At 34.0% G+C, this 18,113-nt stretch carries 23 protein-coding genes; 11 read left to right on the top strand and 12 right to left on the bottom strand.

What is annotated here, in order from left to right; all coding sequences use genetic code 11:
• Positions 1 to 13: 13 nt before the first annotated feature.
• Positions 14 to 364: a TrbC/VirB2 family protein gene (locus PVV57_RS07845; protein ID WP_012755107.1), complete on the bottom strand. Its 351-nt coding sequence runs from the start codon at positions 362 to 364 to the stop codon at positions 14 to 16.
• 824 nt (positions 365 to 1,188) lie between these two features.
• On the opposite strand from PVV57_RS07845, the gene repC reads away from it, so the two are divergent.
• Together repC and PVV57_RS07835 are read left to right on the top strand one after the other, a co-directional pair.
• Positions 1,189 to 2,538 (top strand): replication initiation protein RepC, encoded by a 1,350-nt coding sequence (repC, locus tag PVV57_RS07840; protein ID WP_273783789.1) that lies wholly within the window; start codon positions 1,189 to 1,191, stop codon positions 2,536 to 2,538.
• 26 nt (positions 2,539 to 2,564) lie between these two features.
• The gene (locus tag PVV57_RS07835; protein WP_273783788.1) at positions 2,565 to 3,041 is read left to right on the top strand and encodes a helix-turn-helix domain-containing protein; all 477 of its coding nucleotides are present in this window, start codon (positions 2,565 to 2,567) and stop codon (positions 3,039 to 3,041) included.
• 59 nt (positions 3,042 to 3,100) lie between these two features.
• Here the strand turns inward: PVV57_RS07835 and PVV57_RS07830 are convergent, their stop codons facing one another.
• The gene (locus PVV57_RS07830; RefSeq protein WP_273783787.1) at positions 3,101 to 3,679 is read right to left on the bottom strand and encodes a hypothetical protein; all 579 of its coding nucleotides are present in this window, start codon (positions 3,677 to 3,679) and stop codon (positions 3,101 to 3,103) included.
• 671 nt (positions 3,680 to 4,350) lie between these two features.
• Between PVV57_RS07830 and PVV57_RS07825 the strand changes: the two genes are divergently transcribed.
• The 3 genes from PVV57_RS07825 (at position 4,351) to PVV57_RS10540 (ending at position 5,286) form a co-directional block, all read left to right on the top strand.
• Positions 4,351 to 4,806, top strand: a complete 456-nt coding sequence (locus tag PVV57_RS07825) for a nucleotide-binding protein (RefSeq protein ID WP_273783785.1) — start codon at positions 4,351 to 4,353, stop codon at positions 4,804 to 4,806.
• A gap of 151 nt (positions 4,807 to 4,957) precedes the next feature.
• Positions 4,958 to 5,173: a type II toxin-antitoxin system Y4mF family antitoxin gene (locus tag PVV57_RS07820; RefSeq protein WP_273783783.1), complete on the top strand. Its 216-nt coding sequence runs from the start codon at positions 4,958 to 4,960 to the stop codon at positions 5,171 to 5,173.
• Positions 5,170 to 5,286 (top strand): HipA N-terminal domain-containing protein, encoded by a 117-nt coding sequence (locus PVV57_RS10540; protein WP_404977248.1) that lies wholly within the window; start codon positions 5,170 to 5,172, stop codon positions 5,284 to 5,286. The genes PVV57_RS07820 and PVV57_RS10540 overlap by 4 nt, the downstream gene beginning before the upstream one ends.
• Here the strand turns inward: PVV57_RS10540 and PVV57_RS07815 are convergent.
• Both PVV57_RS07815 and PVV57_RS07810 read right to left on the bottom strand, forming a co-directional pair.
• Positions 5,243 to 5,701, bottom strand: a complete 459-nt coding sequence (locus PVV57_RS07815; RefSeq protein ID WP_273783782.1) for a hypothetical protein — start codon at positions 5,699 to 5,701, stop codon at positions 5,243 to 5,245. The two genes, PVV57_RS10540 and PVV57_RS07815, sit on opposite strands and share 44 nt — an antisense overlap.
• A 91-nt stretch (positions 5,702 to 5,792) precedes the next feature.
• Positions 5,793 to 6,098: a hypothetical protein gene (locus PVV57_RS07810; protein WP_273783780.1), complete on the bottom strand. Its 306-nt coding sequence runs from the start codon at positions 6,096 to 6,098 to the stop codon at positions 5,793 to 5,795.
• A 206-nt stretch (positions 6,099 to 6,304) separates the two neighbouring features.
• Between PVV57_RS07810 and PVV57_RS07805 the strand changes: the two genes are divergently transcribed.
• On the top strand, positions 6,305 to 6,949 hold the full coding sequence (locus PVV57_RS07805; RefSeq protein ID WP_273783778.1) for a recombinase family protein: 645 nt from the start codon (positions 6,305 to 6,307) through the stop codon (positions 6,947 to 6,949).
• A gap of 85 nt (positions 6,950 to 7,034) precedes the next feature.
• On the opposite strand, the gene PVV57_RS07800 is transcribed toward PVV57_RS07805, so the two are convergent.
• The gene (locus PVV57_RS07800; protein WP_273783777.1) at positions 7,035 to 7,283 is read right to left on the bottom strand and encodes a hypothetical protein; all 249 of its coding nucleotides are present in this window, start codon (positions 7,281 to 7,283) and stop codon (positions 7,035 to 7,037) included.
• Positions 7,284 to 7,375: 92 nt separating this feature from the next.
• Between PVV57_RS07800 and PVV57_RS07795 the strand changes: the two genes are divergently transcribed.
• Entirely contained in the window at positions 7,376 to 8,056 is a 681-nt protein-coding gene (locus PVV57_RS07795; protein ID WP_273783775.1) for a ParA family protein, read from the top strand.
• Positions 8,057 to 8,059: 3 nt separating this feature from the next.
• Positions 8,060 to 8,326 carry a hypothetical protein gene (locus PVV57_RS07790; protein ID WP_273783773.1) on the top strand — a complete coding sequence of 89 codons (267 nt, stop codon included), beginning with the start codon at positions 8,060 to 8,062 and terminating at the stop codon, positions 8,324 to 8,326.
• Positions 8,327 to 8,357: 31 nt separating this feature from the next.
• Here the strand turns inward: PVV57_RS07790 and PVV57_RS07785 are convergent, their stop codons facing one another.
• Entirely contained in the window at positions 8,358 to 8,714 is a 357-nt protein-coding gene (locus PVV57_RS07785; protein ID WP_273783772.1) for a helix-turn-helix transcriptional regulator, read from the bottom strand.
• Between the two features lie 858 nt (positions 8,715 to 9,572).
• Between PVV57_RS07785 and PVV57_RS07780 the strand changes: the two genes are divergently transcribed.
• Both PVV57_RS07780 and PVV57_RS07775 read left to right on the top strand, forming a co-directional pair.
• Positions 9,573 to 10,226, top strand: a complete 654-nt coding sequence (locus PVV57_RS07780; protein ID WP_273783770.1) for a hypothetical protein — start codon at positions 9,573 to 9,575, stop codon at positions 10,224 to 10,226.
• Between the two features lie 156 nt (positions 10,227 to 10,382).
• Positions 10,383 to 10,778 carry a hypothetical protein gene (locus PVV57_RS07775; protein ID WP_273783767.1) on the top strand — a complete coding sequence of 132 codons (396 nt, stop codon included), beginning with the start codon at positions 10,383 to 10,385 and terminating at the stop codon, positions 10,776 to 10,778.
• Between the two features lie 49 nt (positions 10,779 to 10,827).
• On the opposite strand, the gene PVV57_RS07770 is transcribed toward PVV57_RS07775, so the two are convergent.
• From PVV57_RS07770 to PVV57_RS07745, 6 genes are all read right to left on the bottom strand, one after another.
• Positions 10,828 to 11,115: a HigA family addiction module antitoxin gene (locus PVV57_RS07770; RefSeq protein ID WP_005864567.1), complete on the bottom strand. Its 288-nt coding sequence runs from the start codon at positions 11,113 to 11,115 to the stop codon at positions 10,828 to 10,830.
• Between the two features lie 17 nt (positions 11,116 to 11,132).
• Positions 11,133 to 11,411, bottom strand: a complete 279-nt coding sequence (locus tag PVV57_RS07765; protein WP_273783765.1) for a type II toxin-antitoxin system RelE/ParE family toxin — start codon at positions 11,409 to 11,411, stop codon at positions 11,133 to 11,135.
• A gap of 234 nt (positions 11,412 to 11,645) precedes the next feature.
• On the bottom strand, positions 11,646 to 12,101 hold the full coding sequence (locus PVV57_RS07760) for a replication protein RepA (RefSeq protein WP_273783806.1): 456 nt from the start codon (positions 12,099 to 12,101) through the stop codon (positions 11,646 to 11,648).
• A gap of 366 nt (positions 12,102 to 12,467) precedes the next feature.
• The gene (traG, locus tag PVV57_RS07755; RefSeq protein ID WP_273783763.1) at positions 12,468 to 14,381 is read right to left on the bottom strand and encodes a Ti-type conjugative transfer system protein TraG; all 1,914 of its coding nucleotides are present in this window, start codon (positions 14,379 to 14,381) and stop codon (positions 12,468 to 12,470) included.
• The gene (locus PVV57_RS07750; RefSeq protein ID WP_273783761.1) at positions 14,359 to 14,583 is read right to left on the bottom strand and encodes a conjugal transfer protein TraD; all 225 of its coding nucleotides are present in this window, start codon (positions 14,581 to 14,583) and stop codon (positions 14,359 to 14,361) included. The genes traG and PVV57_RS07750 overlap by 23 nt, the downstream gene beginning before the upstream one ends.
• 52 nt (positions 14,584 to 14,635) lie before the next feature.
• Positions 14,636 to 14,839, bottom strand: coding sequence for a TraC family protein (locus PVV57_RS07745; protein ID WP_273783759.1), 204 nt, complete (start codon positions 14,837 to 14,839; stop codon positions 14,636 to 14,638).
• Positions 14,840 to 15,073: 234 nt separating this feature from the next.
• Here PVV57_RS07745 and traA point away from each other — a divergent pair.
• A partial coding sequence (traA, locus tag PVV57_RS07740; protein ID WP_273783758.1) for a Ti-type conjugative transfer relaxase TraA occupies positions 15,074 to 18,113 on the top strand: 3,040 nt, incomplete at its 3' end.

Raw genomic sequence — 18,113 nt, 5'->3', positions numbered from 1 at the left:
TGAAAGACAACGTTTAACTGTAAAACATTGATGCGATTTGTGGTGCACCAAAGATAATGCCGATGCCAATACAAACAAAGAAAGCTTTACGCATTTCAACATAACCAGCAATCCATGCAATCCCAATACCGGCAATTGCAATCGTTGCTATCGATCTTGCAATGTTTCCTGTTAAAGCTTCAATTATTTTTTGAAGAGCACTTTCAATTTTTCCGAAGCCGCCTGCAGCAAATGCTGGCTCACTCAGTGCGATGAAGGCAATAAACAGCATCAATGCTGCTGTTAGCCATTTCTTTTGTGTGTTGGGTAGAGTAGTTTTTGGTAAGATGTGTTCACAACTGAATGAATTATTCATGTTTTCCATGAAAAACCCCCTCGCTATTTTAAAGTTGAAAATTAAATTAATAGTTAAAATATTAATCTATCCTATAAAGTGAAAAAATAATTTTTTCTACTATAAAATTACAAATATTTAATCTTTTCTTAATTAATGAAGAAATTTTGAATAATATTCAAAATGATACTTTTAAAATCTCTTAGAGCAGCGACAATAAATATATTGTCTTAATTTATATTATTATTTTGGGATACTTTGAGATCACGGAAGTTATATTCCCATTGACTATTATCGATAAAACGTTCTCTCAAGCGCTACTAAAAAATCAAGGCAATATTCCACTACGAGCTTTATCAGAAAAAAGTTAATCATCATACACACAGTCCTTGGTGGACAATTCTTGCAAAGAAAAATTATTGTGTTTAAAATTCATTTACTCGTATAGGTTGTTTTATACAGCGCTATATAAGAGCGCGTTTTTCTTGGTTATATGTCATTTCGCTTTGCTGTTGTTGTAGGTTGTATTGGTTGTATTGCCATGAAAAACAGTTGTTTGAAAGCTTTACCATATTGAAAATCTTTTCTTTTTAATATAGCTTTGACCTTGACACGCTTTTTTCAAGCTAGGAGTCGTTTCAAATAGAGGGAAATATAATGGCAAAAAAATAAAAACCCAACTGCGTTAACAGAAGGGTTTCTAAAAATACCCGTACGTACTTACTATACGGTAGATTAAATTAACAAAGTAATTTCTAATTTAATTTATCGAGATGCATTCTGCAAGAGAAATTTTGTGGAAAAAGGGTATTTTTAACATTTTTTTTGCCTCCAATAGAGAGGTTTTAAAAATTATGGTTAAAAAAACATCTGGAAGAAAGATAAATGCACATCATATAGAATTTAGAAAATTAGCAGAAACTGCTGAGATTGGTTCTGTAAGCCGTGGTCAATTGATTGGATTGGTTAATCAACTGGAACAGACTGATTTCATTAAAGAGAGTGAAGCTAAACTTCTTTTGAATTTGTTAAGGACAGCTCCAAAAGATTCATTTGAAAAAGGCGGGGTTCCTATTGTTTTCAAAAGCAATCGACAACTTAGTTATGACATTAAACGGAGTGAATCGCGCGTTAGTTTTTTACTTTCATGCCTTTATGACTGTGGTCTTATTGTTATGCGCGACTCTGGTAACTTTAAACGCTATCCTATACGTAACCATAGCGATGATATCGTAACAGCTTGCGGTATTGATTTACGTATTCTTGTTGCGCGATATCATGAACTTAAGCAAAAAGCAGGCAAAGCTTTGGAGATTCGTGAGAAGCAAGAAGAAGCTTTGCATTATTTTAGAGGATTGGTGCGTCAAATTAAAACCTGTTATACAGAAATGGAAGAAACACCGTTTATCTCATTGCTTTTTTCTAGAATGCAAAAAATTCTCTATATTATTGGTCGTCCGGCTAAAGCGTCGCTTGAAAAATTATACAAAGCAATTCGTCTTTTTGAGGGGATTTTACAACGTTTTTTTGGGCAAAAAACATCAAAAACAAGATACACGGATCTTGCTGGCAATATACATATAGAACATACAACCCCTAACTATAATTGTAATTGTAACAAAAATGAGTGTTCAGAGTTATCTGAACACACTCAAATCGTTAATGTGACCTCCGGTCACGATAAAATGGCTTATGAAAATATAGAGAACGGCAAAGCCGAAACATCACTTCCTTCAAAAGGTAGTACATTGCCTCAAATTAAGCCGGAGATACTAGAAAAGGCTTTACCAAATGCCGTCTTGTTTTCTGAATGTAGTTTCCAAACAGAAAGCGATTTGATACATTCTATGTATCCTATGTACAGAATGATTAAAGTTTCAGAACATGCCGCTGAACAAGCTACAAAAATCATGGGACTTAAAAAAACAGCTCTGGCAATTGCTATCATTTTTGAAAAATATGCTAGAGGACTCGTAAAATCACCAGGAGGATATCTCCGCGGCATGATTGATAAAGAAAAAAAGGGAGAATTATATCTAGAGCGTTCTTTATTCGCTTTATTGAAACAAGCTGATCAAGAAGAAATAAATAGTTTAAACTTAGAAAAAAATCAGAAAATAAAGCTAAACGAAGAAAAAAGCTCTTTGTTTGAGTTTGAACTCAATAAAATGTTAAATAATCTAACAATGTCAAAATTTGCATAAAAAATCTTATTAAAGTGAAAAAATAAATGGATAAAACAAAGAAAACAACAGGGCGGCGCTTCACTGCACAACATCTAGAATATCAGAAAATAGCAGAGAACGTTGAATATAAACCAGTAAGCCGCGATAAATTAAGCAAGCTGGCTTATCGATTATCTCATATTGATTTAATTAGTGAAGCAGAATCTTCTGTTCTTTCTACCTTATTAGAAATAACGCCTGATAAAGCCTTTAAAAAAGGTGGAGTTCCTATTATTTTTAAAAGCAATCAAGATATTGGTTTTATGACTCGTAGTCCAGGACGTGTTAGTGTACTTCTTTCAAGTTTGTATGATTGTGGGTTGATTGTAATATGGGATTTTGGATATTTTGGTCGCCAACATATAGATGATAACGATCGATATACTCGCTCAACAAGGGCTATTGATCTGCGTCTTTTTATCATTCGTTACTATGAGCTTAAGGAAAAAGTAGATAAAAAATTAAAACGTATTGCATCCTAATATGGCATATTTTCAGTATACGATACTGATATTGTTAGTTTGAAATTACCTGTCCAATATTATGAAAAATCTACACCAATGGCTTTTGCTTGCATTTGTTCATAAAGTTTTTGAATTACTTTCATATTATCTTTTCGTGCTTCGTTGATTGATAATTCAATTGAGGTTGAAAAGCATAATCCTGTATCTTCTAGCCATTTATAATGCCATACCATTGCTTTACGTCCTTCATCATAAGGCAATCCATCTTTTCGGTTTTTGGGTAAGCTATGTGTTTCATTTATAAATTGGTATTGTGCAGGATCACCAACAAGAGCTATATGCTTTTCAATGACATTTATATAAGCCAAAGCATTTTTGAAACTTTTGATCATAGCTTTACTGTTACCGTATTGGATAAAATCATTTTCTATTAAAGAGCGCTCACTACTAGTGAGTAACAATATATCCCCACTTTGTCTAATATTACAAAGATAATTGTACAGATCACTTCGCACATCATGCAATTTTTTAGCTACTAGTGTGTTATTAATGTCTTGCATATATTTATGCTGTTGATCGAACAAATATTCTAGTTTATCTTGATATTTTTCATGCTTACTATCATTTGTATAGACTTTTGCCACTTCTTCTTCCACAGAAAAACCTTTCTTAATGAGATGTCTTCCTATGTTAATTTGGAAAATGAATCCGGACAATAGGCAAAAACTATTTGGTTATGTCATAAAAAGTATTTTTGAAATAAGGTAATTTGAGTTTTTTAATTTACATAAATAATAATTTATATACGAAATAAATGTTTTAATTATTTATCTTTAGTACAATTAATTTTCATTTTTAAAAGACTTAAAGGGGGTCAAAAATGATAAAATTTTTGATTTTAAAAAAGGAGAAAGAGATAAAATGATCAACTTATCCTAGCGGGGATAACTTTTTAGAACCTCTCCCTCCAAAAAAAGATATATATAAGAGATTTTTATTTAGCAACTATTTTATTAGATCCTTTATCCTTTTTTAATGAGAGGCTATCCGCCTCTCAAACTCTCTGGAACGCTCACCAAAATCATGAGATCAGATCCGCGTTTAATGAGGGGACTAACAATCCTAGGTTCTTGATGTCAAGGAAACCATTACATGGCGCCTAACGGCGTCCTTGACAAAGAACCTAACGGCTTGTTTTGTCCTTCTCACGCGGCTCCGAAATCATGATTAGAAGGGAGAGCTTTTAGGGGCATATACTTCAAAAGAAAGAGATAAAAAATAATAAGCCTTCTGGGACAAATGCATACATTTTATAGGGGATATAAAAATGCCAAAAATTTTTATTGTATATAATAATTATACTATTTTAGAACAAACTGAACGTATTCTTTTTAAGCTTGGATTGGAACCATACGTTCTGAAATTTGGTAGTGATGATTTAACTACTATTGAGGATTTTAAACAAGAAATTAGTATGCAAACTAATTCTCCAAAATTTGGTATTGTGCTACTTACTCCCGATGAGATTGGCTATGCAAAATCTGCTGATAAAAAAGACGCAAAACCGCGCGCTAATCAAAATGTTATTTTTAGAATGGGTATGTTATTTCCTAAAATTTCTTGCAGAAATATTGCTATTTTAAAACAACGAGATGTTGAAATGCCTTCAGATTATGAAGGGATTAATTACATTCCTTTTAATGAACACGTAAAAGAGACTCTCCCAAAACTTGTTGAACTATTAAACACAGCCGGATTCAATTTAGATACAGTTAACTACTGAATTTTTTCTGCATGAAGTATACGCAAAATATGCACTCTTCTTTGTTCTTCGGATAAGGCTTTAGGAGTATACGGGATAAAAACGTCCCGTACAGGTTTATTTTCTTGTAATAAAAGCATGAAATGATATAATCATCCCGAAAGGGATGATTATGATTGAAAGCAGAATGAAAATATTGGGTTTTATTGTTAGAAATACACGTAAAAAACAAGGATTAACACAAGAACAGTTAGCAGCTACATCAGGGGTTGGTGTGCGTTTTATCCGTGATTTAGAAAGAGGCAAAGAGTCTTGTCATGTTGGAAAAACCATACATGTGCTTTTAATGCTTGGTCTTGATATTCAGATTGAAAATGAAAAATTATGACCCGTACACTTGATGTTTATTTACACGCAAAATTAGTAGGTCAATTACAACAAGAAAAAAGAGGAGATCTCACGTTTTTCTACGATAGTGATTATTTGCATCAAGATTTATAGCTTTAGCTTGCATATTTTCGTAAATTTTGCGCATTACCTTCATATTATTCATCCGCATATCAAGGATAGACTTTTCAATATCTGTTAAACGCCCTTTATCGAGATTTTTCAACCGTGTATAATGTGATGCTATTGCTCGTCTAGCTGCATCATAAGGCAATCCATTTTTACGAAGCTTTGGTAGATTATATCCCCTATTGATTATGTCATATTGCTTAGGATCAGAAACAATCATTACATGATCTTTAATAACATCTATTTCCGCTAAAGCTGTTCTGAGGCTCCCTACCATAGACTTACTATTGGCATATCTAAACAAATCATTTTTTACAATTTTGCGTTCTGTACTAATAAGTAATGATAAGTTATTGCTACGTCCAACATCACAAACATGATCATACAATTTATTCCACACACTATATAGCTTCTTAGTCGCTAATGTTTGAGCACGACTTTCTACATAGTTATTTTCACGGAAAAAAATCTTTTCTATCTTGTCGTCTTCTTCAGAAATAATCGCCTCCTATCATAACCCCTTTGTCTAACCAATCTGGACCATATTTCTCATCAGCTTTTTTTGTAGAAAATCCCATATCACGAATAAATTGTGCTCCATGTTCAGATCTAAGAAACAAAAGTGTATGTGCTGGAGGCTCAGTCATTGCCAACCATTCCCATGCTGCGTTGCCATCACCGGCATGATCTGCAGCTTCTGACTCGGCAGTATAAATACCATCTTGATCTAAACCGCCTACTCGTAATTTCTCACGTTCAGCATCAGTCATATAACTTTTGGGTAATTTCTTTTCCATAGGAAATTCCTTTCTGTAATTTGTCTTGAAATATTAATTTAATGATTAAATCTGATCAATCAAATTTCCTATTTTATCATTGATTATTTTAATTATCCTATCAGAAAAAACGATCATTTTACATGAACGAAAATTGTATATTTAATTCCTATTTTTTATATGCAATAATATATCATTTTTAATCTAAAATAACCTTTTTACTGAAAATGCCAAAATTTTATGCTTATTTACGTGTTTCTCGTGATGGACAAGATACAGAAAATCAAAAATTTGGCTTGTTAGAATATGCTAACAAACATGGCTTTGCTCCACTCCATATTGAAGAAGAAATTGCAAGTAGAGGAAAAGATTGGCGTAAGCGTAAACTTGGTGCTTTAATTGAAAAAGCTGAATGTAGTGATGTTTTACTCACACCGGAGTTTTCTCGTATAGCTGGTTCTTCTCTTGCTGTTTTAGAAATTCTCAAAGCAGCCAGTGAACGTGGTTTAATTGTGCATATAACGAAACAAAACCTTATCATGGACGGAAGTTTACAAAGCGATATCATTGCAAACGTATTGGGTATGGTATCGCAAATTGAACGGCATTTAATTCAAACACGCACAAAAGAAGCCTTAAATGTTGCTCGTCAACGAGGAATAAAACTTGGCCGGCCAAAAGGAAGTAAAGCTACGCAATTAAAGCTGGACAATCACATTGATGAAATTCAAGCATTTATAAATGTTGGTTTATCACAGAGCCGTATTGCTAAGACATTAGGAGTTAGTGTGAACACCTTACGTTTATTTATTGAACGTAAAAACATCAAGCTTACGAAAATAAAGCCTATCATTACCATGCCAAGAACATAAAGGTATCTTTTAGTATAGTACTATACCTTATTATATAATATCATAGGGTATAGTAAACTTAACTGACAAACTTCTCATAGAAAAATTATTTTTTTCCTATATCCTCTTTCCAAAATTTTGTACCATTGTCTATCATTAGAGCTAATTGTAGTGCAGCTTCTGGAACTGTACTTTTTATGATATCTCCTCTTTTTGTTTTAACTTTTGTAAATCCATCACGCTGTATTGTATCGGGTTTGTTAAAACAATCTATTTTTTGATTAAAAGTTTCAAAAAATTTGCTAACGTTTTTAAAAACTTTATCGTTATGATTTTGAACGGATTTAGTGGTCATTTTTTCTCCTTATAAAGGGTATATTTTAATACTTTATTATACCTTATGGTATAATACTATACAATACTATATTCTATTTAGAAAGTAACTAAATGCCTGTCATATCCTTTGCTAATTCCAAGGGGGGGAGTGGAAAAACAACAGCTGCTTTGCTCCTTGCTTGTGAACTTGCACATGCTAAACCAGTTACAATTATAGATGCTGATCCTCGCCATCCTATTACCACTTGGTCTGAATTGCCGGGTAAACCAGATAATCTTACTGTCGTTACTAATGAATCTGAAAAAACTATTTTAGATGAAATAGAAATTGCATCTACTCGAGATCCATTCGTAATTGTTGATCTAGAAGGTACAGCATCACGCTTAACTAGTTATGCAATTAGTCAATCTGATTTTGTAATTGTTCCTATGAAGGAACAACAGCAAGACGCTATAGCAGCTATCGAAATTATAAAAGAAATTCACAGAGATATGAAAGCTGTACGGCGTCTTATCGCTTATTCTGTTTTGTTTACGCAATCTAAAGTTGTTGCAAAATCCAGAACTGCTCGTTTTGTATCATCTCAATTTAGAAAAAACCCAGAACTTGATGTTTTTGAAACAGAAATCAATGAACGTGATGCTTTTTCCGCAATCTTTGCAACTGGAGGTTCACATCGTAATCTCAATCCAAAGGAAGTTAATAATTTAGAAACTGCGATTGGCAATGTCGAAGCATTTGTTGCTGAAGTCATTACAAAGCTAAAAAAAGTTAAAGAGAAAGGAAATTAAAGAATGAGTACAGAAAGAAAACCATTAAATTTTTCAGAACTTGATGATTTTAAACCCCGACAAACTCAATCTTCTTTAAACATTGTACAACGCAAAGAGATAGATAAGGCAGCAACTTTCCCAAGTCGTGAACAGTCAGTTGAGATACAATTAAATATCAAAGCTAGCGTAAATATCATTAATCGTTTTAAATTGATGGCTAAACAAGAGCGATATCGCCATGGTGATTTTCTAGAAATATTAATGAATGCTTATAAACAGAGCGATTAGTTTGTACGCTATAATTTTAAAAGTTTTCATTTTATTCAGAAAACAAACACAAAACTGCTTTCTGTTTTTTAGGATTAAGTTTTCTAAAACCTTTTAAAAGGGAGTATTCTTCTTTACTATGAAGTCCTTCATTATAAGGGTACGAAATATTTCTTTTTTCTGAAATATCGGTATAAAAAAAGGAGATATCAACATCTAGTATGTTAGCGATTTCCTGCAAACGTCCAGCTCCTACACGATTTGAGCCGTTTTCATATTTTTGGATTTGTTGGAAGCTTACTCCTAATTTTTTACCTAATTCTGTCTGAGAAATTCCCATGTACTTTCTTCTATAGCGAATTTTTTTCCCTACAGAAACGTCATTAAAATGTGGAGTTTTGTTTCGCACTTTAAATTCCCCCCTACCGGGTGCGAGCGCCCTCGCATTGGTATTCCGGGAGTTAAAAGTACTGAATTCTAGTCAGCTTTTTGCTTTTAGTGCTTAAAGCACTTGGACATAACAAAATCTCCCGGAATTCCGGGAAGTCCATATAATGGACTAATTTATATTCTAGAATTTAGGGCTTTTACTCCCTTATTGATTATTGCGTAGATAACCAATAACTCTTACTCATAAAATAATCTTGGAAGTTTAGCAATAAAAATAGTTTTTTATTAGATCTTTTATACTTTTTAATGAGAGGCTATCTGCCTCTCAAACTCTCTGGAACGCTCACCAAAATCATGACATCAGATCCGCGTTTAATGAGAGGACTAACAATCCTTGGTTCTTAGTGTCAAGGAAACCATTACATGGCGCCTAACGGCGTCCTTGACAAAGAACCTAACGGCTTGTTTAGTCCATCTCACGCGGCTCCGAAATCATGATTAAAAGGGTGAGCTTTTAGGGGCATATACTGCAAAAGAAAGAGATAAAAATTATAAGCTATTTTATGAGATAAATATTTGAAAATATTATAAAAAACACCAAAAAACAGTTGACAATAAATGGGTATTTTGCTATATAAATACTTAAGTGATCAAAACACTAATCCTAAAGCGAATAGATTACGAAACAATCTTTCTTTGCTTTTCAAAAACTGACTGTCTTTTATGTTTTAAAAACGTATAATGATTTTGTCGGGTGTAGTTATGTCATATAATACCCTTACGGGGAAAGCATAACAACAGACTTTAGGCTGTGTTTTGAGCGCCCGACGCCTTTATAGGAGTCAATTCAAAACATTATAACCTAAAGGAGTTCATTATGAACGCTATCTCCAAAAAATATGAATTTATTGATGATTGTGAATATATCGATGGTCATTTCTTAAAGCGAATTAGAGCCTTAAGAGATTTTGATGATGTCAAAAAAGGGGATCTTGGAGGTTATATTGAAAAGGAAGATAACCTCTCTCATGACGGAAATTGCTGGGTTTACGATAAAGCACGCGTCTTTCAAAATGCACGGGTTTATGAAAATGGTAAAGTGAAAAGCTTTTTTGTAGACGTTTATGGCGATGCACAAATTTATGGTAATGCTATTTTTGAAGGCATGACAATAAATGATTATTGTGAGGTTTATGGCAACGCCCATATTCAAAACGCTGTTGTAATTGAAGGTAATGCAAAAATTTATGATAATGCCTCTGTAAGTGGGCATGCTCGTATTTCTGATGAATCTGTTATTTGTGATAATGCTCATGTTGGTGGCAATGCAAAAATAAGTGATGGTGCTTATATTTGTGATGAATCGCGTGTATTTGATGATGCTGTGGTTTGTGGTGCTCTTGTCTCAGGGGATTCTTATATTCATAGCGCAGCCTCTTTAACTGAAGATGATCAAATTCATGATGAGGCAATTCCAAGATTTGGTAGTGAAGATGATTATTATCGTCATGAGTATGAGGATGTTGCGTAAATAAAATAGCAGGTGCGGGGGGCGCCTGCTTTTTAAGCACTAAAAAATCATAAAATTGAAATAATTATCTATATAGGTATATAAATAATCGTGAATAAAATAAAACGTATCATATAGCCATAAAGCGTTTTATAGATAAAAATATTGGAGGGGGTAATGGACACTCTATCTACTAATAAATTAAATAAAAAAGAGAAAAATCCAAATTCCAAACAATCAATTTTAATAACTATAATGCGTAGAGTTTTTTCTATCGTTTATAAAATATTACATAAGATATTGAAAATTTGCCTTTTTTTCCTTTTCCTTTTTCTTTTGCTTATTCGTAAACCGGTTATTATTTTAACAGAGTTTATAGCAGGGGGAAGTTTATTAGTGTTATTTATTTTTTTTACTGGATATGTAGCGGGTTCTGCACCTTTTGAACACCAAACAGCAATGGTCATTGGTTATATAGTTTTGATATTTCTAAGTTTAGCTGTTAATTGGGGATACGATACGCTCTTATTACGGCTAGCCCCTCCCGGTGCTGATCTTATGCTTTTCAAGTAAAAGCTTAATAGAGAATGTTCGTCAAGCTCTCCAATACGATAGAATGGTACTAACAAGAGCTAGTACAAAGAGGATGTATTTTAGGTTGTTTCTGTTTTAAAGCTTGCGCTAAATCATAATTTGTTTGCATAGCTAGCCAAGCACGTGCAGTACTCACACCAGCCATTTCAAGCCTAATAGCGAGATTGGGACTAATAGCAGCTTTCCCATTTAAAACCCTAGAAAAAGCTACACGAGACATACCAAGCCGTTCAGCTGTTTCGGTAACAGATAAACCAAGCTCTACGATTACATCTTCACGCAAGAGTTCTCCAGGATGTGGAGGGTTTTTCATCATTTTTTATCTCTCCTTATTCAATGATAATCTAGATAATCAACTAATTCGATATCTATACCAACAAAACGGAATATTACACGCCAATTTCCATTTACAGTAATTGACCAATACCCCTTAAGATCACCTTTTAGAGGATGCAATCGAAAGGACGGATAGTTTAAATCATTTGGTGATATAGCTACATCAAGAGCACCTAGAATACGTTTTAACTTTTGAGTATGAGCAGACTGAATTCCTTTTGTAGTACCAGTAGTGTAGAAGGCTTCAAGCCCTTTATGTTTAAATCCCAAAATCATGCTTCACTGTAATGTGTATCGTTATAAAATACAAGAAGAAATTGTTCAGTTAAGCCACCAATGTTACCATTATTGGTAACATTGTGAAGCGTAACTACTATGCTTTTATTAATTTTTTATTCTCTCTTCTGTATCTGTATATTTTAAACATCAAAAATGCCGGCTAAAGCAGATTTTGAATTGATGAGGGTGTGGTAGCCTCTTATTTTATGGATAAATGGAGCTAATTATTTTTCATCTAAGATAATCTTCGAGATCTATTTGATTACTGATGTCCATTTCTAAAGGTTTGCTATTCTCATATACACCTTGAATACAGGCTGCTTTTATGCGATTTTTTAAATTCTCTCTAAGAGCTATGTTGTGGTTTTTAGCTCTACCTTTCCAGCCAAAGTTTGGGTTGAGACGGTAGGATCTATTAATCCCAATACGAGGACCTTCCAAAAGAATATCCATAGCTATTAGTCTTTTTATGCTTCGATTAAAGTGATGTCTGGTAATACCAACTTTTTTAGCCAATTCCGTTTGATTGACAACTAATAGATTTTCGAAATCAAGACGAGAAGCTAGAATGAAAAACACCTTGAGATCATATCCGTTTAAATTACTTTTCGCTATTATAGCCATCGGATGTTGAGGCATTGCAATCCATTCCTTTTCAAATCCATTTTTACCTTTTAGGTACGACACAAACAACAAAATCTTCCCTATTTTACAATCTATTTGGTATATTTTTTTATCCACGTAGTTAAAAAATCAAATGTTTTTTTTCATACTATAAGGTACTGTTTAAGCACCCCTAAAAGCTCTCTCTTCTAATCATGATTTCGGAGCCGCGTGAGAAGGACAAAACAAGCCGTTAGGTTCTTTGTCAAGGACGCCTTTAGGCGCCCTGTAAGGGTTTCCTTGACATCAATAACCTAGGATTGTTAGTCCTCTCATTAAACGCGGGTCTGATGTCATGATTTTGGTGAGCGTTCCAGAGAGTTTGAGAGGCGGATAGCCTCTCATTATTGATTATGGACGAACGAAGTGAGTTCTATTTAGGAGATATTATTATTTAGGGGCAAATCTATTTTTGTTAGCAAGAGCCCTTAAATCATTTCTTCTGAAATATATGGCACGTCCGCAACGAATAGGGGGATGCCCTTGCATGAGAATGATCTGTTCGTCTTTTCGCATGTCTTGGGTAATTTCGTGAGGATAAATTAAAGGTCTCTGCTGGAAATTGAGACTCTCAGTCCCTTTTGCTCCTGATGTTCCTAGAGATTTGCTTGATCCTTTCACTTCAACAGTCATTTTACCACATGCCTTTGATATATTTTCAGCCGTTTTAATATCTTTAATAGCGGCATAACTTACAAAAGCACAACTTTCAAACCATGCCATAGCGCCTGATAAACCAAAGTGACGTTCAATTTGTCCTACAGATTGGTAAAAGAGCATGAGAGATATTCCATACTTACGCCCACGGTCACGAGCTTCTTCTAAGATGTTCATATATCCTAACAGATCAATCTCATCTAAAACAAAGAGGACTCTTTTTTCATAGTTTCCATTTGCAGCTTCCATAGCTTTGAGAAGAGAACCGACAAGAATGCGTCCCACACCAGGGTAAGATTTTAGAATTTTGGACGGAATATTCAAAAAGATATCGATATTTCCTTTTGCGACATCAGTTGTTTTAAAGTCGTCACCACTTATAAGGTTGGCATAATTATCAAGGGAAAGCCATTGGGTATCCTTAGAAGCAGTAGCATAAACACCAGAGAAAGTTTGCGGTGCCATATTGGTAAAGACCCCAAGAGTTTCACGAATGAACTGCGATGAAGAACTTGATTGTATTGATTGCAATTTTCCAATAACCGATGGTTCTGGTTCCGATACAATCATACGAAGTGTTTTTAAGTTTTTTGCCTCTAACTTGTACTCATCAGAAAAGACGATATGTGCAAGTAGTCCTGTTAATAAATTATGTGCGTGTGATACAAAGAATTGATCGGTTGAAGTTGATTTATGGTTTTCGGAAAGAAGGAGTCTAGCAATTTCAACTAAACCCGCTTCTCTTTCATAGGCTGGAATGCTTTCATCTAATAACCAATCTAAAGGATTAAAAGTTTTTGTTGAAGTTCCATGAGGAGCAAGAACATGTACGGTATTTTCGTTTAATTTATGTCGTGCTTCTCCAACGATTGGAGCAATTTCAGTTGAAGGATCAAAAACGATCAGTGGACCGGAATATTTGAGACAAGTTGGAATAACATTGCTGGTTGTTTTATAACCACCAGAACCAGCAAAAAATAACATATGAGTTGAATCAAAATCAAGTTTGTATGTTAACAATGGCTGGCTACCACCTTTCCCCCATGTTGTTTTGTCTTTGGGATTAAATTGGACATCTTTAACAACATCTTCGTCGACTCTATAGCGCTCTCCTATAACTACTTCACCATCACTTGGAAAGATCATTTCAAGTTGTTTTATATTCATCCATTGAGAGTCGCCGAAGATCGTATTTTTTGATTTTTTCAAAGGCGATTTTTTTGGCAACGATAGATTCATCGTGAAACCAAGGATAATAATACCAATGATTGAACCGCTCAAAACCATCCTATCAAAGAAAGGAAAAACATCAGCCCATGTCATGTTATTTTGTCCTACATAAGGACTTAGTCTTATATATTCATTTATACTGTAGTAGGCAGCAAAAAGACAAAAGGAGATTAATGATGCTATGGTGATATTTTTTCTTATATGTCTTTTTTGTAATAGAATAAATGAAGAACATGAAAGTGCAATAAGGACGAGAATATCAAGAGGTTTTGAACGAACAAACCAATAAGCATCGGGAGTCGTTCCATTTTCTGTAATGTTATTTATTGTTATGTTTACAAGAAAAAGAATTATGATTGAAAAGAGAAAAGGGCATATTAAAAATATGATTTGTTTACGATTTAGATTGGTTATCATTTTGACCCCGCGTATCAGTAAAAGAATGTTGTCCTATTTTTTGTAATTTTTTATATTCATTTGAATTTATATCAAGTTTTGCCGCATGAATTAAACATCCTAAAATGAAAGACTTATCGGCATTTTTAAGACCAGCCTTTACGACAAGACCGCCTAGAATAATTTTTTCACGTGCATCTTTACGTCTTATTTCATCACTCAAAAATCTCCTCCTTTTTTCAATGCGTCTTAGTGATTTTATAGAGTTACCAAGATTATTCAGTTTTTTGCTGTTCTTTTTGAAATCGGGCTTTAATCTCCTCGAAAATATTTTTCCATTGATCGTTTGTTATGTTTAATTCTGTTAATCCCGCTTCAGCTGCTAATAGTGCAATTTTTTCTCCTTCTTGTTTTTTAGCAGCTTTAATTCTTTCAAGAAGTTTTTTACTTTTTTCTTCAAGAGCTTTTTTCTCTTCCATAAGTTTTTCTAAAGATTTACGTGACATTTCAAATTCTCTTTTATTTGTTAATCTTTATTTTTACTTAACAGAATAAATCTCCAATAACAATACTTAATAGTGCGCATTTATGCGCTCCTGAAAAATGTCTTTTTCAAAGATTTTTTGAAGGCGCAATTATACGTTTTAAAATAAAACGTTTTATGCTATAGATTATTTTTGTGAAATAAACACAATTTTGGGTAATTGTATCTTATGGCAAGTACACATTTACAAGCTAAAATTATTGGTGCTGGAAAATCAGCAATTTCGGCGGCTGCCTATCGCCATAGGACAAGGATGTTTGATGAGTTAGAAGGATCTCATACGCATAGATATGATAAAGATAGAGACCTTGTACATTCAGAAATGAATATTCCAGAAGGTTCTCCAAAATGGATTACACAACAACTCAGTTATTTTGATACAAATGATAAAAAAAGTGAATGGCTGTGGAACACTGTGCAAAATAGTGAGCGCGTGAATGGACAGTTGGCAAGAGAAATAGTTATAGCGTTGCCATTAGAGTTATCACGAGATCAAAATATTTCTCTTGTACGAGACTTTGTAAAAGAAAATTTTTCATCACGTGGTCTTGTTTCTGATTGGGTTTATCATGACAAGGAAGGAAATCCACATGTGCATATTATGCATACTTTACGTCCAGTTTTAGAAAATGGTTTTGGTCCCAAAAAAATAGCTGTCTTAAATGAAGATGGAACAGTAAAAAAATCTCTTGTTACTATTCGTGATAGACAAGGGAATGCTATAAGAAAAGAAGAGCGTATAGTTTATGAAACCGTCATAGGTCATAAAGATGCATTGAAGGATTTACGAAACTCATGGGGTGAGATTGCAACGAGGCATCTTGCACTTGCGGGTCATGATATAAAAGTAGATATGCGTTCTTACAAAGAGCGTGGTTTATCCATAGAACCGACCATTCATTTGGGGCAATCTGCTTATGCAATGGGTAAAAAAGGACTTGCTAGCAGTGCGGTACAAGCCAATGAAAAAATAAAACAGAGATCTGTAGAGAAAATTAAAGAAAACCCTAATGAAGTATTGAAGTTGATTTCATTTGAGAAGTCGACATTTAATCGTGGTGATCTTGCTAAGATCATTAATAGATATGTTGATAATTCAAATGACTTTAATGATATTATGGTGCGCTTAGAACAAAGTAACAACCTGATTAAAATTAAAGATCATTCCAATCCTCATAAAGTGATTTACTCCACAAAGGAAATATTAAAAACCGAATATGATATGGAGCGGAGTGTTGTTTCGTTGTCTCAAACGACAGGACACGGTGTAAAAGATAGACAGGTTTTAGAGGCAATAAAGTCTGTTGAGAATAAAGATAAAAGTAATAGATTTAAATTTTCAGAAGAACAAAAATTAGCCGTTCAACATATTACAGATGATAAAGGTATTGCTGCGGTTGTTGGTTATGCAGGTGCTGGAAAATCCACTCTATTGGAAGCCGCAAATATTGCGTGGGTTAATAGTGGGAAGCGTGTGTTTGGAGCAGCTCTTGCGGGTAAGGCTGCGGAAGGTCTTGAAGAATCTTCAAAGATAAAAAGTAAAACTCTTGCTGCGTGGGAATTAGCGTGGAAAAATAAGAAAGATGAATTACGGGTTGGTGATGTTTTTGTCATTGATGAAGCTGGAATGGTTTCTTCAAAACAACTTTCGCATTTTGTCCAAAAAGTTGAAAAAGCAGGCGCAAAAATTGTTTTAGTTGGTGATAATATGCAGTTGCAACCCATTGAGGCTGGAGCGGCATTTCGCGCTGTAGTTGATAATATTGGTTATGTAGAATTATCCGGTATTAGGAGACAAAAAGAAGAATGGGGGCAAGATGCATCACGACAGTTTGCACGTGGACAAGTAAAGGAAGCTTTAGATCATTATAAAAATAGAGGATTCATTCGTGAGACTAAAACGCGTGATCAAGCCATAAATACTCTTGTTAAAGATTGGATGAATACACGAAGAAAAGTTGAAAAAAAAGCTCTGGAAGAAGGAAAAACTTTACGGGGTGACGAATTACTTGTTCTTGCTCATACGAATGCGTCTGTAAAAAAATTAAATGAAGAAATTCGAACTGCTCTTAAAGATGCTCGTTTACTTAAATCTGAAGATAGTGCAAGCGTTACAAATTTTGATACTCTTAAGGGGCATAGGGAATTTGTTGTTGGTGACAGAATTATCTTTCTTGAAAATGCTCAATTTGAAGAAAGATATGCCACAGAATTAGGAAAGCAAAAAGTTAAAAATGGTATGTTGGGAACTGTTTTGTCGACACAAAATGAAAGAGGAAAACCGCTTTTAAAAGTGCGTCTTGACTCTGGTCAAGAAGTTGTTTTCTCCAATCAGACTTATCAAAACGTTGATCATGGATATGCGGCTACGGTTCATAAGAGTCAAGGAGTTACCGTTGATAATGTCTTTGTTTTAGCCTCCTCATCTATGGATAAACATCTCTCCTATGTTGCAATGTCTCGACATAGGCATCAGTCACATCTTTATGTAGCCGAAGAGGATTTTAAAAACGTTCGATTACACGAACACAAACAGGTTAAAGGTACAATCACTGGTGAATTTGTAGAAGCTGGGTATGCTTCTTTTAGTGAAACTGCCAAAACCAAAACACCTTATGCGGATATAGCAACTTTCTGTGGAATTGAACGTGTTTATGGTGTAAATCTTCCCTCTGCGATAGATGGGGCTCGTATTGAGCTTGGTGATAAGATATCTATTAGTCAAAACAAAGAAACTATTTTTGTTAATAATAAAGAAATTAAAAGAAACATTTTTAATGTTGATTTAATAGAGCGTGGTGATCCTTCTTTTGTTGGTGCTATCAAGCAATCAGATCGTGCAAATACCTATGAAAAATTGGTAGCAGCTCTTTCTAGATCTGGTGTCAAAACAACCACTCTCGATTTTTCTGAATCTCCTGATTATCGGGATTATATTGCCAAATTTACAGAAAATAGAGGAATTGATGTTTCTCAAGGTTTAGGAGAAAAAATTGCTTCTTATGTTGATTGTAATAAAGAATGGTTACAAAAACAAAAAGAGAAGATTGAATCCCTTTGGGATAGAGCAAAGACAAGTTTTTCAAAACTTGAAAAACAAGAGCCCAAGGTTGAACAATCGCAAAGAGAGTTGAATGTTGCATCAAAAGCAACAGAACGAGAGCCATACCTTGCTGCTTATACGGATAACTCTAATCTAGAACAGAAGG

The sequence above is a fragment of the Bartonella sp. AU15XJBT genome, assembly GCF_028618615.1.
Lineage (GTDB): Bacteria > Pseudomonadota > Alphaproteobacteria > Rhizobiales > Rhizobiaceae > Bartonella.
The sequence above is the reverse complement of the archived record's forward strand: the minus strand, read 5'-3'. Positions and strand labels throughout refer to the sequence as shown.

Bases quoted from the DNA above. Each gene is read 5' to 3' on its own strand.
- traG (WP_273783763.1), bottom strand. From the start codon at position 14,381: ATGATAACCAATCTAAATCGTAAACAAATCATATTTTTAATATGCCCT.
- PVV57_RS07780 (WP_273783770.1), top strand. From the start codon at position 9,573: ATGAACGCTATCTCCAAAAAATATGAATTTATTGATGATTGTGAATAT.
- PVV57_RS07800 (WP_273783777.1), bottom strand. From the start codon at position 7,283: ATGACCACTAAATCCGTTCAAAATCATAACGATAAAGTTTTTAAAAAC.
- PVV57_RS07770 (WP_005864567.1), bottom strand. From the start codon at position 11,115: ATGATGAAAAACCCTCCACATCCTGGAGAACTCTTGCGTGAAGATGTA.
- PVV57_RS07775 (WP_273783767.1), top strand. From the start codon at position 10,383: ATGGACACTCTATCTACTAATAAATTAAATAAAAAAGAGAAAAATCCA.
- PVV57_RS07835 (WP_273783788.1), top strand. From the start codon at position 2,565: ATGGATAAAACAAAGAAAACAACAGGGCGGCGCTTCACTGCACAACAT.
- repC (WP_273783789.1), top strand. From the start codon at position 1,189: ATGGTTAAAAAAACATCTGGAAGAAAGATAAATGCACATCATATAGAA.
- PVV57_RS07820 (WP_273783783.1), top strand. From the start codon at position 4,958: ATGATTGAAAGCAGAATGAAAATATTGGGTTTTATTGTTAGAAATACA.
- PVV57_RS10540 (WP_404977248.1), top strand. From the start codon at position 5,170: ATGACCCGTACACTTGATGTTTATTTACACGCAAAATTAGTAGGTCAA.
- PVV57_RS07795 (WP_273783775.1), top strand. From the start codon at position 7,376: ATGCCTGTCATATCCTTTGCTAATTCCAAGGGGGGGAGTGGAAAAACA.
- PVV57_RS07805 (WP_273783778.1), top strand. From the start codon at position 6,305: ATGCCAAAATTTTATGCTTATTTACGTGTTTCTCGTGATGGACAAGAT.
- PVV57_RS07810 (WP_273783780.1), bottom strand. From the start codon at position 6,098: ATGGAAAAGAAATTACCCAAAAGTTATATGACTGATGCTGAACGTGAG.
- PVV57_RS07790 (WP_273783773.1), top strand. From the start codon at position 8,060: ATGAGTACAGAAAGAAAACCATTAAATTTTTCAGAACTTGATGATTTT.
- PVV57_RS07745 (WP_273783759.1), bottom strand. From the start codon at position 14,839: ATGGAAGAGAAAAAAGCTCTTGAAGAAAAAAGTAAAAAACTTCTTGAA.
- PVV57_RS07825 (WP_273783785.1), top strand. From the start codon at position 4,351: ATGCCAAAAATTTTTATTGTATATAATAATTATACTATTTTAGAACAA.
- PVV57_RS07765 (WP_273783765.1), bottom strand. From the start codon at position 11,411: ATGATTTTGGGATTTAAACATAAAGGGCTTGAAGCCTTCTACACTACT.
- PVV57_RS07845 (WP_012755107.1), bottom strand. From the start codon at position 364: ATGGAAAACATGAATAATTCATTCAGTTGTGAACACATCTTACCAAAA.